Consider the following 14,974-nt stretch of genomic DNA (forward strand, 5'->3'; position numbering starts at 1 on the left):
CCGTTCCATGAAGTACTTCGTCGCCTCGGGCGAGGACCGCAAGCTCACCGCCAGCTCGCGCAAGGCGCTGCGCGGCAGTTTCATCGAGCTGTCCGACGGCGTCACCCACTACGAGTTGACGGGGCCCGAGGACGGGGACGTGGTCCTGATGGCGGGCGGTCTGACCATCCCGCTGTTCTACTGGGACGGCCTCGTCACCGAGCTGCACGCCCGCGGGCTGCGCACTCTGACCTGCAGCACCTACGGCCGCGGCTACTCCGACCGGGTACAGGCGCGATACGACGAGACACTGTTCACGCGGCAGCTGGCCGAGCTGACGGACCGGCTCGGCCTGACGGCGCGACCCCTGCACCTGGTCGGCACCTCCATGGGCGCGCTGGTCAGCATGACGTACGCCGCCCAGTACCGCTCGTCGGTGTCCACTCTCACCATCGTCGGCCCCGCCGGTCTCGCGAAACCGCGGCTGGCCTCCCCCAACCGGCTGCTGCGCAGCGATCTGCTGGCCGGAGTGGTCGCCCGCCGTCGCGGCCTTCAACTGCTCCAGGGGCACCTCGGGCACAACGTCCGCGACCCCGAACTCGGCGCGAAACTGACCGAGACGGTCCTCGACTCCCTCCGCTTCGAGGGCTCGCTGTACGCGGTCTTCGACACCCTGCAGCATCTGCCTTTCACCGGCCGTGACGAGCTCTTCCGGCGGACGGGGTCACTGGGCATTCCGACGCTGCTGCTGTGGGGCGACGAGGACGACGTCACGCCGCTGGCGCAGTTCGACACAGCACGCACTCTGCTGAAGCCTCAGAAACATCACGTAATTAACAAATGCGGACACATGACTCCATACGAACGGCCTCGCGACGTCGCCGATCAGCTCGTCCCGTTCGTGTCCGCACGCACCGAAAGGCTCGACTCATGAACAGCCCGCAGGCCATCGACGTACTGATCATCGGTGCCGGCCCCTCGGGCTCCGCCTTGGCGATCGACCTCGTACGCCGCGGACTCGACGTCCGGATCGTCGACAGGTCCCCCCACGCGTTCGACGGCTCGCGCGCCAAGGGCGTCCAGCCCCGCAGCCTCGAAGTCCTCGAAGACCTCGGCGCTCTCGACGACGTGCTGGCCGGCGGCGACATCTATCCCAAGCTCGGGATCCATGCGGGACCCATCGCTGTGCCGTGGAAGATGTTCCCCCACACAGAAGCGACCCCGGACGTCCCGTACCCGAACACCTGGCTGATCCCGCAGTTCCGCACGGACCGCGCCCTACACGCCCGGCTCGGTGAGCTGGGCCGCGAGGTCGAGTTCGGCAAGGAACTGACCGAGCTGACGCAGGACGAGGACACGGTGGTCGCCAAGGTGGTGGGCGCGGACGGGGTCGAGGAGATCGTCGCCCGCTATGCCGTGGGGGCCGACGGCGGCTCCAGCGTGGTGCGCAAGCAGCTCGACATCGGTTTCGTCGGGACGACGGACGAGGCCGAGCGCGTGCTGATCGTGGATGCCTCCGTAAGCGGCCTGGCCCGCAACCGGTGGCACATGTGGCCCGGCCTCGGCGGCAAGCTCATCGGCGCCTGCCCGCTCCCCGACAGCGACATGTTCCAGTGGATGATCCGGCTCACGCCGGATGAGAAGCCGCCCCAGGAGATCGGCGCCGTCATCGACCGGATCCACTCCCACACCCGCAACCGGCACATCCAGCTGCACGAGATCCACTGGACGTCCGTGTTCCGGCCCAACATCCGTCTTGCGGAGCACTACGGCCGCGGACGTGTCTTCCTCGTCGGCGACGCGGCGCACGTCCACACCCCGGCCGGTGCCCAGGGCCTGAACACCGGTATGCAGGACGGCTACAACCTCGGCTGGAAGCTCGGCCAGGTCCTCGCCGGAGCCGACCCGGCCCTGCTGGGCACCTACGAGGCCGAGCGGCAGCCGATCGCCGCCGGGGTCCTGGGACTGTCCACGGAGAAGTGGGGCGGCCTCGCCAAGCTCGCCCCCTCCAGCATGAAGCGCGGCAAGGACGAGCAGCAGCTCGCCCTGACCTACTACGGCGGCCCGCTGGCCCCCGCCGACTGCGACAGCAGCACGCTGCACGTGGGCGACCGCGCCCCGGACGCCCGACTGCTCGGCGCCGACGGCGCCGAGACCCGCCTGTTCAACCTCTTCCAGGGACCGCACTTCACCGCCATCGCCTACGGCCCCGGCGCCGCCCGGGACCTCGAACTCCTGGACTGGCCGACGACGGGTGCCCAGCTGAAGCGGCTCACCGTCGGATCGGCCGCGGGCGACGGCCGCGCCTTCTCCGACCCCAAGAACACGCTGCGGAGTGCCTACGGCCTGACCGACGACGCGCTGCTGCTGATCCGTCCGGACGGCTACATCGGGCACATCGCCACTCGGGATTTCCTCACCACCACACAAGCCGCCGTGCGGGCAATGACGCCGCAGGCAAGGAGCCGCACCATGTCCCAGCCGAGCCACACCTCCCCCGGTTCGGAGGCCGCTGAATGAGCCGCATACTGCTGCGCGGGGCGCAAGTCATCACGATGACGCCGGACCGGCCGGACGCCGAGCATGTCGACATCCTCGTCGACGGCGAGACCATCGCCGCCGTCGGCGAAACCATCGAGGCGCCCGACGCCGAGGTCGTCGACTTCTCCGGCCGCGTCATCATCCCCGGCCTGGTCAACGCCCATCTGCACACCTGGCAGACCGCGCTGCGCTCCGCGGGCGCCGACTGGACGCTGATGGAGTACCTCACCCACCTGCACGGCGAGTGCGTCGGGCACTACACCCCGGCCGACATGCACATCAGCAATCTGGCCGGCGCCCTGAACCAGATCAACTGCGGTACGACCACCCTCGGCGACTGGTGTCACAACGCCCTGTCGCCCGAGCACGCCGACGCGGCCGTCGAGGGACTGGTCCAGGCCGGGATCCGCGCCGTCTTCCTGCACGGCACGCCCTACCGCTCGCCGGACACACCCCACCCGCTCGCCGAGATCGACCGGCTGCTCGACGGCCCCGTCCGCGACCACGCCCTCCTCACCCTGGGCATGGCACTCCAGGGGCCGCAGTACTCCTCCGCCGAGACCGCGGTGGCCGACTTCCGAGCCGGCGCGGAACGCGGCCTCGTCGTCTCGATGCACCAGAGCGGCGGCGAACCCTCACCCGGCTGGGAAGCCGTGCGCAACGCCGGGCTGTTCAGCCCCCTGACCAACGTCGTGCACGGAGCCGACCTGCCCGACGACTGGATCAAGACGCTCGTCGAGGCGGGCGTCACCTTCACCACCACCCCGGAGAACGAACTGGGCCAGGGACACGGCACACCCATCACCGGATCCCTGCTGAGCCTGGGCGCGGCACCCTCCCTGGGCACCGACATCGACACCGCCGTACCCGGCACGGTCCTCACCGCCGCCCGGATCGCCCTGGCCCACCAGCGCGGCCTGAACCACGCCCATCACCGGCAGACGACCGGCATGTACGCCAACACACCGTCTGTCACCAGCAAACAGGCGCTTGCCTGGGCCACGGTCGAAGGAGCGAAGGCACTGGGCCTGGCAGACAAGGTGGGCCGGATCGAGGTGGGCATGCAGGCCGACCTGGTCGCCGTCGACGCCCGGGCGCTCAACCTGTGGCCGGCGCACGACCCGGTCGCCACGGTCCTGCACGCCGACATCGCCAACATCGAAGCCGTGATGGTCGCCGGCACCTGGCGCAAACGCGATCACGTCCTGCTCGCATCCGGCCTCGACGAGGTCAAGGACCAGCTGCGCGAGTCCGGAGAGCGGCTGCTGCGCAGCATCAGGCCCACGGGCTCTCCCGGCTGACATACCGCAACGGCCCCCACGCATGAACCGCGCGCCGACGCGCACGACACCCCGTCCTCGTCGGCGCGATGGCCACGCGCCCTCAGAGCCGCACACCGCGGCCTCGTTCCCACAGCAAGAAGGTGCCGTGAGCAGTCCCATGCCGACTACCGCGAGGATGCCCCGCGACGCCCTGCACCAGGAGCAGATCATCCAGGCGGCCATCGCCCTTCTGGACGAGGGCGGCATCGAGAGTCTGAGCATGCGAAGACTCGGCAGCCGTCTCGGCATCAGCGCGGCGGCACTCTACTATCACGTCAGGAGCAGACAGGATCTGCTCCTGCTGGCCGCTGACACCGTCTGGGGGCAGACACCTCTCCCCGCTCTCGACGGCGTCGGATGGCGTCCGGTCCTCCTGGCCATGGCCGACAACCTGCGTTCGATGCTTCTCAGGCGCCCCTGGCTGCTGGCCGCCATGACCATCCAGCCTCTTGACGGCCCGGCCAGGGACCGCCATGACGAGCACCTGCTCGCGGTCTGCGAGGCGTCCGGCCTCACCAGGCGGGATGCCGAGCAAGCCGCCCAGAGCGTCGTCACGTTCGTGATCGGCGCCGCCCTCGCAGCCACCCCTCGCCCGTATGTGTCCTTCGGACTGCAGTCGCTTCTCGACGGCGTCGAAGCCAGGCTTGCCGCCCGTACCTGACCTGACACAGCAGAAGACTCGTCGTCGACGATCAGCAGGGTGGTCATGGTGCTGGTTCTTTCGGGGGGTGGACCGGCGGTACGGGTGTGTACGGCGCTCCCCGAGTACGCCCTACTCGTGTGCGATGTGTGCGATGTGTGCGCGGTGTTCGGCGAGCACGTCCAGTCCGAAGTCGGAGGTCAGGTCACGCCACACCGAGTGGGCGTGGTTGGCGTACCGCTGTGTGTTGTCGTACTCGATGAGGACGCGAGGGTCCTGCACCCGGTAGTAGTGCGGTTCCCCGGCGTCCGTGCTGCCCGCCCAGCCGAAATGCACCGCGTCGAGGACGGTGTCAGAGGCGTAGTGGGTGTCGTAGGCGTCTGCGAGGAACTCGGGTGCCCGTCCGGTGTAGAGGGTGACGAGCCGGCGCAACAGGTGCCGCTGCTCGTTGTTCAGGTCGCGACCGCTGATGCCTTTGGGGGGAATCGTGATGGCCACGCGCGCGTGATCGTTCCCGGTGTACCCGCTGCCCGCTTCCGCCCGGCGGTCGATGTCGTTGACAAGCCGGTCCAGCTCAGGGTCGGCGAACTGGCCGCGCCACAGGTCCTGCATGTGCATCATCGTGTCGCCGTGTTCGACGCGTGGGCGGTTGCCGGAGACGATGTCCGAGACTGCGGACGGGTGGAGCAGGGCGCTTTGGAGTTGGCCCGGGGCCAGACTGCGGACCAGTTGACGGGCCGTCTCCTCAGGGCCTTGCAAGGGCCGCAGGGTGCCTCCGATCAGCTCGGTCGTGGCCGGGTCGGCACCGATGAAGCAGGGGGTCGTGGACACGAGCCGGCCGGCGACGACGAGGTTGTTCAGGGAGATGTGGTGGCCGCCGAACCGCCATGCCCAGACACGGTCGCCGGGGCGGCCGAAGATCCTCAGCCAGTACAGGCCGGGGTCCCGTCCGCGCTGCCGGCCCCAGTGGACCCGCCACCCTTCCAGCCGGTCCAGGACGTTCTCCAGTCCCATCACGGTGGTGACCGTGGCGTAGCCCGGGATGGACAGTCCGGTGGCCACCATCCGCATGGCCAGGCTCTGTTGGCGGGCGTTCTGGTCTCGGACGGCGAGCCCGCCGTGTTCGGTGGGGGTGTAGAACCAACGCAGCCGCTCGGCCTCCGCATGCGGGTGGAGCGGGGAGTCGTAGGCGGCGAGCGGGAGTTGGTCCTCGCTCAGGCTGTTCAGCCAGGCGGTGGCAGCATCGGCCATGGCGGCCGCCGCCTTCTCCCGCCCGGCTGCCAGGGCGTCGGGCACGGTGGCCTCTCGGTCACCGGTCACAGGTGGACTCCGGGTCCTCGGAGATGTCCAGCATGACCTTGATGGCGTTGCCCCGGCGCTCGGCGTAGGTGTCGAACGCCTCGGCGACGTCGGGCAGCCCGAAATGGTGGGTGACCAGTTCCGCGGTGCGCAGCCGACCCCGGGCGGCCAGGCCCACGGCGCGGGCCACCGAACCGGTGCCCTCGCCGCGGACCGTCTGGATCGAGATGCCGTTCATCACGGCGTGGTTGAGGTCGGCCTGTACGGGCTCTTCGAAGAAGCCGACGAGGACGACCTTCCCGGACCGCTTGGCCATGCGCAGCGCGTCGTCCACCGCACTCGGGGCGCCGGAGCACTCCAGGACGATGTCGGCTCCGATCCCGTCGGTCGCCTCCCGAACCGCCGCTACGGCGTCCTCCTCCCGGGAGTTGACGACCAGGTCCGCGCCGAAGGACTTGCCGATGGCGAGCCTGGCTTCCCGCGTGCCGGCCAGGGCTACGGTCCTGGCCCCGAGTTCACGTGCGACCTGTACCGCGAGCAGACCTATCGGTCCGGGGCCGATCACAGCGACCGTGGATCCGACGAGCAGGGTGTCTAGCACGTCGAAGGCGTGCATCACGGTGCCCACGGTGGTGAGGACGACCGCGGCGTCGAAGTCCACGGTGTCCGGCAACCGGTGGAGGGTCGCCACGTGGTTGAGCGCGTACTCCGCGAAGCCCCCGTTGACGGTCATCCCCTGCACGCGGTGCCCGGTGTGCCGCAGGCCGTAGTTGAGGCAGTCCGTGTAGGCCCCGGCCAGGCAGTTGGCGCAGCGCATGCAGCCGCGGTGGGCTTCCGTCACCACCCGGTCGCCGGCCCGGAGCCCGTCCACGGCACTGCCCACCGCGGCGACGACGCCGGCGTACTCGTGGCCGGGTACGAACTCGCCCGCGGCCGGGCCGCCGTCCTTGAAGAAGTGCCGACTGCGGATCTTCAGGTCCGTTCCGCACAGGGACGCCCTGCGGACGTGTACCAGAACGTCTTCCGGTCCCACCTCCGGCACGGGCAGCGTCGTGACGGCGAGGGTGCCGGGCTCGCCCAGCACCGCGGCCTGCATGGTTTCCGGCAAGGACATAGGGGCCTCCAGTTACGGCCATGAAAATGCGTCGGGAATCGACGGGCCGAAACGGCCCTGTTCCCCACCTCATCTTGCGCGCCGGCAACGCCTATTCCCTATGCGCGGCGCATAGGCATCCCTTATGCATGTCGCGAGAGATTCCTATTGGAGACCCACCACAACCTCGTGGCAGTGTCATGTGGAAAGGACGGACGTAGCCGTCGGCCGTACGGCCGGAGAGCAGGGCCACCGCCCAAGGAGCGAAGCTGTGGATCTGGGAATTTCGGGCAAGACCGCGCTCGTACTGGGCGGAGGTGGGGGTCTCGGCGGCGCGATCGCCCAGGCTCTCGCCGCGGAAGGCGCCGCTGTCGCCGTCGCGGACATCAGCCCGCAGGCCGCAGAGGGCACCGCCGAGGCGGTGGCCGACGCGGGCGGGAAAGCCGTGCCCCTGGAATGGGACCTCGCGGACCTGGGCGCGATCGACCAGCACATCACGGCAGTCGAAGGGGCGCTCGGTCCCGTGGACATCCTGGTCAACAACACGGGAGGGCCGCCGCCCTCGCCGGTTGCGGGGCAGGACCCTGAACTCTGGCTGAGGCACTTCCAGTCCATGGTGCTGTCCGTCATCGCGATCACGGACAGGGTCGTGCCGCTGATGCGGAGCCGCGGCTGGGGCAGGATCATCACCAGCGCCAGCTCGGGGGTGATCGCCCCCATCCCCAACCTTGGGCTGTCGAACGCCTTGCGGGGCAGCCTGCTCGGCTGGTCCAAGACGCTGGCCCGGGAAGTCGCGGCCGAGGGTGTCACCTGCAACGTGGTCGTTCCGGGACGGATCGGCACCCGGCGGATCAAGTTCCTCGACCAGGCCAAGGCCGATCGGGAGGGCAGGTCCGTCGCGGAGACGTCCGCCGAGAGCGTCGCGTCGATCCCCGTGGGCCGCTACGGCGAACCGCGGGAATACGCCGCCGCCGTCGCCTTCCTCGCAAGCGTCCAGGCCTCTTACATCACAGGCTCGGTCATTCGCGTCGACGGCGGACTCGTCGCCAGCCTCTGAAAAAGACATCGGACTTCTGAGGAGGCAGAACAATGGCACCCGTGGACCGCAACACCAATGGTGTTTTCGCCATCGCACCAACGCCCTTCGACGAGGAAGGCGCAATCGATTTCGACTCACTCGGCCGACTCGTCGAATTCTACGGCGACGCCGACGTCACCGGACTGACTCTCCTGGGCCAGATGGGCGAAGCACCCAAGCTGTCCCACGAGGAGGGCGTGCGCATCGTCCAGCACGTCATCAAGCGCACCGATCTGCCGATCATCGTGGGCGTCTCCGCACCCGGTTACGCCGCCATGCGGGCTCTCGCGGTCGACGTCATGTCAGCCGGTGCCGGCGGCGTCATGATCGCCCCGCCGAACACGCTGCGTACCGACGACCAGATCGTGAGCTACTACGAGGGAGCGGCGGGCGCCATCGGCGCGGACGTGCCGTTCGTGATCCAGGACTATCCGCTGTCGTTCTCCGTCGTCATGTCCCCTGCCGTCATCGCCCGCATCGCGAACGCCGCGCCAGGGTGCGTGATGCTCAAGCACGAGGACTGGCCGGGCTTGGAGAAGATCAGCGCACTCCGGCAACTCGAAGCCGACAGAGCGATGCCCCGCCTGTCGATCCTGTGCGGAAACGGCGGTCTCTTCCTGGACTTCGAGACCGAACGCGGAGCCGACGGAGCGATGACGGGCTACTGCGTGCCCGAACTCCTCGTCGACGTCGTACGCCACACCACCGCCGGCGATCGTGATGCCGCCCATGACATCTTCGACGCCCACCTGCCCCTGCTGCGCTACGAACAGCAACCGGGCATCGGCCTGGCCGTGCGCAAGTACGTCATGAAGCGCCGCGGAATCCTGGCCTCCGACACCCAGCGCAAGCCCGGGGCCGTGCTGTCGGCGCGTGCCCGCACCGAGGTCGACTACTTGCTGTCCCGGCTCACCCGTAAGGACAGCAGGGTCGCACTCATGGCATGACGCACAGATAACACCCCTCAGCACAGCAGTACGGCACCACGTCACCTAGCCCCGCCGAGTACTGGGCAACGCTCGGCCGAGTAACTTGATCACATGCAGCTACGTCAGCTGGAGTACTTCCTCGCGGTCTGGGAGTCGGGCTCCTTCAGCGGAGCGGCTGCGCGGCTCTATGTCACGCAGCCTTCGCTCTCCCAGCAGATCGGGGCCCTGGAGAAGGAGCTGGGCGCGGTCCTGCTGGAGCGCGGCCGGCAAGGGGTGACGCTGACTCCCGCGGGCCGTGTTTTTCTGCCCCGCGCACAGAACGTCGTCCGTGCGGTTCAGGACGCGCAGGACTCGGTGCGCGAGGTGGTGGAGGGCCGTCAGGGCGACGTCCACGTCCTGACCGTACGGTCCGTCGCCTCGGGGATCCTGCCGCCGTCCGCGGCGCGCTGGCACTCGACGTACCCCTCCACCGTGCTGAGACTGCACGACTACTCCCACCGCCGGGACCTCGAAGAGGCCATGCGCAGTGGCCAGGGCGACATCGCGGTCGGTCCACGGCCCGACCCGTGGGAGGGGCCCGTCGTCTCCCTGGGATATGAGGAGATGGTGGTGACCGGCTCGGCCGAATACCCGGCGGGGACAGCGGCTGATCCGGCCGAACTGGCCGCTGCCGACTGGGTGCTCTACGAGCAGGAACAGGGCATGAGCGAAGTGGTGGACCGCCTGGCAGGGCACCTCGGGTTCACGCCGCGCGCCGTCGCACGGACGGGCCAGGTCTCCGCGGCGCTCCTGTTCGCGGTCGAGGGGATCGGCGTGACGGTGACACCGGAGAACGCGGTGCCGCTGCGCTGGTCGAGGCACACCCGGCGGATCGGGCCCGGCTATTTCCGCGAGCTGGTGGTGTTCAGCAGAAAGCTCCCCTCCCAACTGGCCGAGCGATACCGGGACATGCTCACCACTGTGGAGTTGCCGCTGACCGCGGAGCGGGATCTGCCCGAAGGAGCACTCCGCTTCTAAGGTCAACTTGCCCTGAGATCGAGGGTGCTGTTCCCGCATCGGAGTGATCAGTGTCAACGGCCACTCAGTTCTTCTGCGGATCGACTCCACACTCCACGGATGGGCAGATCCAGGGCTGGCCAACGGGCATCCGAATGCACCACTGAACCGCAACCGGCCAACGCGCGCCTGAAGAAGCGCAACGTCGGACCCCTCCCGGTCACGACCGGAGCGGTCATGCTCTATCTGGCCTGGGGCTGGCTCAGGCCCGGGGGCCTCAGCGCTGTCTACTACGTTGGCGAGTTCGCCGGCGTCCTGTCCGTCACCGGCAGCTGTGGCGACGCTCGATGCAGACCGAGATGACTCCGCAGGCCGACGGCCTCAGGTTCGCATCGTCCTGGCTGGTCAGGCGTCGTCGCGCAGGTGGGCAAGCCCGCTGAGAAGGAGTTCGAGTCCGAAGGAGAACTCGTCCTCGATCGGAACTGGCATCGACTCGGCGACGGTGACCGTTGCCGGGAACAAGGCTGGATCGACGCCCTGAAAGACGGCGGACAGTTGTGCGTCGTCGAGTTGCCCGCCGCCGCCATGACCGTTGACCTGTATGGCGAATCCGAGGACGTAGCGGGAGAGGGTGGCAAAGGCGTGCGCGGCCAGTCGCGGCGGGAAGCCACTGTCGAGCAGCGCCGCGACACAGCGCTCCCGCAGTGCCATGGCGTTCGGCCCCAGGGGAATCTCTTCGACCATCAGGCGCGCAGCGTTCCGGTGCCGGGCCAGGATCTCGAACATGGTGTGTGCGACCGTCCGCAGCGCTTGCTGCCAGCCCATCGCGAGGAGTTCGTCGCCGTTCAGTTCCACGGCGCCGAACATGCGGTCCACGACATGGGCGACCAGCGCTGCCCGGTTGTCGAAATGCCGGTACAGCGTCGCCGTGCCCGAGCCCAGGCGCTGGGCCAGCGTCCGCATCGAGAGAGCGTCGGCCCCTTCGTCGTCCACGATCTGCAGTGCCGTAGAGACGATGCGCTCCAGCGGCACGGGCGGACGCCCCGGGCGCCGAGCCGATGCCGTGGTCGCTCGCGTGGGACCAGCTGCCGCCACTGAACGTCCACCTCCTCGGCCAGCACCATAACAGCAACACCGTATCCACTTTGGAGATCGCCGGTTGGGCATGGAGCGGCGTCTCCCCCCCTTCGATCGGCCCATCGACGACCGCTCATCAGGGACTCCGGCACCGGCCAATCCCCCAGCCGTAGGCGTCAGGGGACACGGCAACCGAACAGGCCCTCCCCCTGATCTCGCCCACCGCAGCGATCGCACGGCGGCCATCGCCGCTGACCAACGGGCGTCCCGGCACGTAGGCCGCCGTGCCGCTGCTCGGCCTGGCCCGGCCGGCCAGGGCCATGACCGGAAGGAAACCTCATCTCGGAGGAGCGCTTCCCCGGAAGACGCAGAACAAGCGCATCCCCAGGTGCCTTCACTGTCGGCCGACGCGCGGCTCGAACCCACCATCGCTGCCGACGGTCTCTGACGGCACATCATGAAATTCCGGAGGCTCAGTGCGCGCCGCCGTGTCCCGGACACGCACCGGGAACCACGCCTACGCCGGCGTCGCCGCTCCTCCGGAACGGCCACCGTCCCGGAAAGCGCCAACTCACGACGGCCACGCCACCGTACAGATGCTGTCGGTGCCCCGCCCAGGGCTCGAACCTGCGGTCCCGCGTCAGCCCTCGTCAGGCGTCAGCCGCAGCGAAATGCTGTTGATGCAGTACCTCTGATCCGTGGGTGTCGCATACCCCTCACCCTCGAACAGATGCCCAAGATGAGACCCACACCGAGCACACCGCACCTCCGTCCGCACCATCCCATGCGACCGGTCCGCCAAAAGTTCCACCGCATCACTATTGCGTGCATCGAAGAAGGACGGCCAGCCGCAGTGGGACTCGAACTTCTCGTTCGAGGTGAAGAGTTCGGCGCCGCAGGCGCGACAGGAGTAGACGCCCTTCGTCTTGGTGTCTGTGTACTCACCGACGAAGGCGGGCTCCGTGCCGGCCTGCCGCAGCACCGCGTACTCGGCCGGGTTCAGCTCCGCGCGCCATTCCTCGTCCGGCTTTTCGACGTCGTACGACATGCAGCTCAGCCCCTTACTTCGCGAGACGGTCCAGGATCCGCGGGCCGAGGTCAGTCACATCGCCCGCTCCCATGGTGAGAACCAGATCACCGGGCTTCGCCATTCCCGCGACGGCCTCGGCGACGTCCGCCTTGTCGTGGAGCGGGGTCACGTCGGCGCCCGCCGCGCGCGCGGCCTCGATGATCAGGTCGCTGGTGACTCCCGGGATCGGGTCCTCGCGGGCCGGGTAGATGTCCAGGACCAGCGAGGCGTCCGCGAGGGCCAGGGACTGGCCCATCTCCTTGCCGAGCTCCTGGGTGCGGGAGAAGAGGTGGGGCTGGAAGACCACGAGCAGCCGCGAGGTGGAGGCCGCCGCGCGCATCGCCTCCAGGTCCGCGGTCATCTCCGTGGGGTGGTGGGCGTAGGAGTCGATCACCTGGACGCCGGCCGCCTCGCCCTTGAGCTGGAGGCGCCGCTTCACGCCCGTGTACGCGGCCAGCGCGGGTGCCAGTTCCGCCGCCGGGATGCCGAGTGCGGCGCCTGCGGCCAGGGCCGCGACCGCGTTGCTCGCGTAGTGGCGACCGGGGACCGAGACGGTGAAGGTGAGTTCCTCGCCGCCCAGGACCACCGTCACCTCGCTCTTCAGGCCCTGCGCGACCACGGAGAGGATGCGTACGTCGGCGTCCTCCGCCTCCCCGTACGTCACCGTCTTCACGGAAACGGAATCGGAGTCGGACAGCCTGCGGGTCAGCTCCCGCGCACCCTCGTGGTCGGCCGAGATCACCAGCGTGCCGCCGGGCACGATCCGGTCGGCGAAGGTCTGGAAGGAGTCGTAGATCTCTTCCATGGACGCGTAGTTGGCGTGGTGGTCGAGCTCCACGTTGAGGACGATCGCGACCTCGGGGGCGTACTTGTGGAAGCTGCGGTCGGATTCGTCGGCCTCGGCGACGAAGATCTCGCCGTCGCCGTGCAGCGCGTTCGAACCGGGGGCGTCCAGGTCGCCGCCGATCGCGTACGAGGGCTTCAGGCCCAGCTCGGTCAGCGAGACCGCGAGCATCGACGTCGTGGTCGTCTTGCCGTGCGTGCCGGCCACGGCGATCGGGCGCAGGCCGTCCATCAGGCGGGCGAGGGCGTCCGAGCGGTGGACCACGGGCATGCCCAGCTCGGCCGCGCGGGCCAGCTCGGGGTTGTCCTTGCGGATCGCCGACGACACGACGACGCAGGTGGCGTCGTCGGCGAGGTGCTCCGCCGCGTGTCCGATGTGCACGGTGGCGCCCAGGGCGCGCAGCGCGTCGGCGGTCTCGGAGTCCTTGGCGTCGCTGCCCGCGACCTTCGCGCCGCGCTGCGCGAGGATCTTGGCGATCCCCGACATCCCGGCCCCGCCGATGCCGATGAAGTGCGGTCGGTCCATGGCGGTGGGAAGGCCGGGTGCCATGTGTGTCTCCCTGTGCGTGCTGGTTCCGTACGGATACGGCGGACGTTCGGCGGCCAGCCTATTCGGTGCCACCGACAATCACGGACACCCGCCCGCCGCTCCCCGCCCGCTACTCCTTGCTGTGCGAGAACAGCTTCAGCACCGGTACGCCGACCTTGTGACGGGCCCGCGAGGCCCAGTCCCGGTGGAAGAACTCCTCCACGTAGTGGGGGTCGGTCAGCACGATGACCTCGTCGGCGCCGATCTCGTCCACCAGGGTCTTGAGGGCGTCCAGCGGATGGTCCTCGATGAGGCGCCCCTCCGCCGCGCTGCCGGACGCGTGCAGAGCCTCCAAGGACACCGACAGGGCCTGCGCGCCGAGTTCCGCCGCGTCCTTGCCCTCGGGGGTCTCCCGCTCGTGCGCCGCCTCGTCGAGTTCGCCGAGGGCGACGTCGTCGATGGCCCGCAGCAGGCGGTCCGCCTGGTCGCCGCGGGGCTGGAGCAATACGTGGAAGGAGACGGTCTCGTCACCGTGCAAGGTGGTGACGAACTCCACGTCGGCGGACGTAAGGGCCTTCTCGATCATCAGTACGCTTGTGAACACCAGGCGCCCCTTCTCCTTCGAGGACCCTCGGGCCCTCTCTCCTCCGTGGGCCTGCCAGGCCCTGCGGAAACCATCCTGCCCCGTGATCGCACGGGTACTGCCGGATTTAGTGTGCCCGCCGAAAGACAAACGGAACGGATCATTCCGCCCGTTTTCAGGTCCGACGGTAGCGACCGAACAGGAACCCGGCCTCTTCCAGCAGGGACACCAGTTCGAAGCGCTGAGGAACCTTAACCGACGGCCCCCCGGCGATCCGCTGCGCCTCCCCCGCCACGAGCATCGGTGAGAGGGTCACACACAGTTCGTCGAGCACCCCGGCGGCCACGAACTGCCCGAGCAGCCGCGGCCCGCCCTCGGTCAGCAGCCGGGCGTGTCCCAGGTCCGCGAGCGCCTGTACGGCCCGCGCGGGGTCCACGCCGGCGCCGTCACCGGCGACCACCACCCGGGCGCCCGCCTTCTCCGCCGCCGCGACCCGCTCGGGGGCGGCCGCGGCGCCGGTCAGGACCAGCGTCGGCACCAGGGGTGAGACGAAGAGCGGAAGCGAGAAGTCCAGGTCGAGGCTCGCGGTGACGACCGCGATCACGAGGGCGGGTCCTTGTCCGGCCGCCGCCCGTGCCGCCGCGAACTCCGCACGCGCGCGTGCGGGCCGGTAACCCTCCTGGCGTACCGTTTCCGCACCGACGACCACGACATCCGCCAGCGCCCGCAGGGTGCCGAAGATCCGCATGTCGGCGTCCCCGGAGATGGGCTGCGAGCGGCCCTCGTGCTGACCGGCCCCGTCGAGCGTGGACACCATGTTGGCGCGCAGCCAGGGACCCTCCCCTACGGGGTAGGCGTACGCCTCCGCGAGTTCCGGAAGCCCCCACTCCCGGTCCGTCCCACGCGCATCAGGGGCCCCGTTCGAGGCCTGGGCTGCTGTTTCGTCGGTCACAGGGAACAGGCGTCGCATGTCGTGCAGTGTGGCACGGCCCTTAG

General features: G+C 69.2%; 14 protein-coding genes. 7 read left to right on the top strand and 7 right to left on the bottom strand.

Going from position 1 to position 14,974, the window contains the following annotated elements:
- Window positions 1-7: 7 nt before the first annotated feature.
- From ACWDEW_RS17050 to ACWDEW_RS17065, 4 genes are all read left to right on the top strand, one after another.
- Window positions 8-913, top strand: coding sequence for an alpha/beta fold hydrolase (locus tag ACWDEW_RS17050; RefSeq protein ID WP_450513638.1), 906 nt, complete (start codon window positions 8-10; stop codon window positions 911-913).
- Window positions 910-2,499, top strand: a complete 1,590-nt coding sequence (locus ACWDEW_RS17055; protein ID WP_450513640.1) for an FAD-dependent oxidoreductase — start codon at window positions 910-912, stop codon at window positions 2,497-2,499. The genes ACWDEW_RS17050 and ACWDEW_RS17055 overlap by 4 nt, the downstream gene beginning before the upstream one ends.
- Window positions 2,496-3,821: an amidohydrolase family protein gene (locus tag ACWDEW_RS17060; protein WP_450513641.1), complete on the top strand. Its 1,326-nt coding sequence runs from the start codon at window positions 2,496-2,498 to the stop codon at window positions 3,819-3,821. The genes ACWDEW_RS17055 and ACWDEW_RS17060 overlap by 4 nt, the downstream gene beginning before the upstream one ends.
- A gap of 127 nt (window positions 3,822-3,948) precedes the next feature.
- Complete coding sequence (locus ACWDEW_RS17065) at window positions 3,949-4,503, top strand: TetR/AcrR family transcriptional regulator (RefSeq protein ID WP_450513643.1); 555 nt, start codon at window positions 3,949-3,951, stop codon at window positions 4,501-4,503.
- Between the two features lie 111 nt (window positions 4,504-4,614).
- Here the strand turns inward: ACWDEW_RS17065 and ACWDEW_RS17070 are convergent, their stop codons facing one another.
- Both ACWDEW_RS17070 and ACWDEW_RS17075 read right to left on the bottom strand, forming a co-directional pair.
- Entirely contained in the window at window positions 4,615-5,802 is a 1,188-nt protein-coding gene (locus ACWDEW_RS17070) for a DUF3500 domain-containing protein (protein WP_450513645.1), read from the bottom strand.
- Window positions 5,792-6,895 (bottom strand): zinc-dependent alcohol dehydrogenase, encoded by a 1,104-nt coding sequence (locus ACWDEW_RS17075; protein WP_450513647.1) that lies wholly within the window; start codon window positions 6,893-6,895, stop codon window positions 5,792-5,794. Before ACWDEW_RS17075 ends, ACWDEW_RS17070 begins: the two co-directional genes overlap by 11 nt.
- 250 nt (window positions 6,896-7,145) lie before the next feature.
- On the opposite strand from ACWDEW_RS17075, the gene ACWDEW_RS17080 reads away from it, so the two are divergent.
- The 3 genes from ACWDEW_RS17080 to ACWDEW_RS17090 all read left to right on the top strand — a co-directional run bounded on the left by ACWDEW_RS17080 (window position 7,146) and on the right by ACWDEW_RS17090 (window position 9,898).
- Window positions 7,146-7,931 carry an SDR family oxidoreductase gene (locus ACWDEW_RS17080; protein ID WP_450513649.1) on the top strand — a complete coding sequence of 262 codons (786 nt, stop codon included), beginning with the start codon at window positions 7,146-7,148 and terminating at the stop codon, window positions 7,929-7,931.
- A 32-nt stretch (window positions 7,932-7,963) separates the two neighbouring features.
- A complete protein-coding gene (locus tag ACWDEW_RS17085; RefSeq protein ID WP_450513651.1) occupies window positions 7,964-8,899 on the top strand; it encodes a dihydrodipicolinate synthase family protein in 936 nt (311 codons plus the stop codon).
- 93 nt (window positions 8,900-8,992) lie between these two features.
- Window positions 8,993-9,898, top strand: a complete 906-nt coding sequence (locus ACWDEW_RS17090) for a LysR family transcriptional regulator (protein WP_450513653.1) — start codon at window positions 8,993-8,995, stop codon at window positions 9,896-9,898.
- Window positions 9,899-10,282: 384 nt separating this feature from the next.
- Here the strand turns inward: ACWDEW_RS17090 and ACWDEW_RS17095 are convergent, their stop codons facing one another.
- The 5 genes from ACWDEW_RS17095 to ACWDEW_RS17115 form a co-directional block, all read right to left on the bottom strand.
- The gene (locus tag ACWDEW_RS17095; protein WP_123997033.1) at window positions 10,283-10,909 is read right to left on the bottom strand and encodes a TetR/AcrR family transcriptional regulator; all 627 of its coding nucleotides are present in this window, start codon (window positions 10,907-10,909) and stop codon (window positions 10,283-10,285) included.
- A gap of 685 nt (window positions 10,910-11,594) precedes the next feature.
- Entirely contained in the window at window positions 11,595-12,002 is a 408-nt protein-coding gene (gene msrB / locus ACWDEW_RS17100) for a peptide-methionine (R)-S-oxide reductase MsrB (RefSeq protein WP_450513655.1), read from the bottom strand.
- A 13-nt stretch (window positions 12,003-12,015) separates the two neighbouring features.
- On the bottom strand, window positions 12,016-13,416 hold the full coding sequence (gene murC / locus ACWDEW_RS17105; protein ID WP_450513657.1) for a UDP-N-acetylmuramate--L-alanine ligase: 1,401 nt from the start codon (window positions 13,414-13,416) through the stop codon (window positions 12,016-12,018).
- Between the two features lie 109 nt (window positions 13,417-13,525).
- Window positions 13,526-13,999 (bottom strand): indole-3-glycerol phosphate synthase, encoded by a 474-nt coding sequence (locus ACWDEW_RS17110; RefSeq protein ID WP_450513659.1) that lies wholly within the window; start codon window positions 13,997-13,999, stop codon window positions 13,526-13,528.
- A 154-nt stretch (window positions 14,000-14,153) separates the two neighbouring features.
- Window positions 14,154-14,948, bottom strand: a complete 795-nt coding sequence (locus tag ACWDEW_RS17115; RefSeq protein WP_450513661.1) for a pyrimidine reductase family protein — start codon at window positions 14,946-14,948, stop codon at window positions 14,154-14,156.
- Window positions 14,949-14,974 lie beyond the last annotated feature (26 nt).

Source organism: Streptomyces sp. NPDC001100 (assembly GCF_053598575.1).

Bases quoted from the DNA above. Each gene is read 5' to 3' on its own strand.
- ACWDEW_RS17050 (WP_450513638.1), top strand. From the start codon at position 8: ATGAAGTACTTCGTCGCCTCGGGCGAGGACCGCAAGCTCACCGCCAGC.
- ACWDEW_RS17055 (WP_450513640.1), top strand. From the start codon at position 910: ATGAACAGCCCGCAGGCCATCGACGTACTGATCATCGGTGCCGGCCCC.
- ACWDEW_RS17060 (WP_450513641.1), top strand. From the start codon at position 2,496: ATGAGCCGCATACTGCTGCGCGGGGCGCAAGTCATCACGATGACGCCG.
- ACWDEW_RS17075 (WP_450513647.1), bottom strand. From the start codon at position 6,895: ATGTCCTTGCCGGAAACCATGCAGGCCGCGGTGCTGGGCGAGCCCGGC.
- ACWDEW_RS17085 (WP_450513651.1), top strand. From the start codon at position 7,964: ATGGCACCCGTGGACCGCAACACCAATGGTGTTTTCGCCATCGCACCA.
- ACWDEW_RS17090 (WP_450513653.1), top strand. From the start codon at position 8,993: ATGCAGCTACGTCAGCTGGAGTACTTCCTCGCGGTCTGGGAGTCGGGC.
- msrB (WP_450513655.1), bottom strand. From the start codon at position 12,002: ATGTCGTACGACGTCGAAAAGCCGGACGAGGAATGGCGCGCGGAGCTG.
- murC (WP_450513657.1), bottom strand. From the start codon at position 13,416: ATGGCACCCGGCCTTCCCACCGCCATGGACCGACCGCACTTCATCGGC.
- ACWDEW_RS17115 (WP_450513661.1), bottom strand. From the start codon at position 14,948: ATGCGACGCCTGTTCCCTGTGACCGACGAAACAGCAGCCCAGGCCTCG.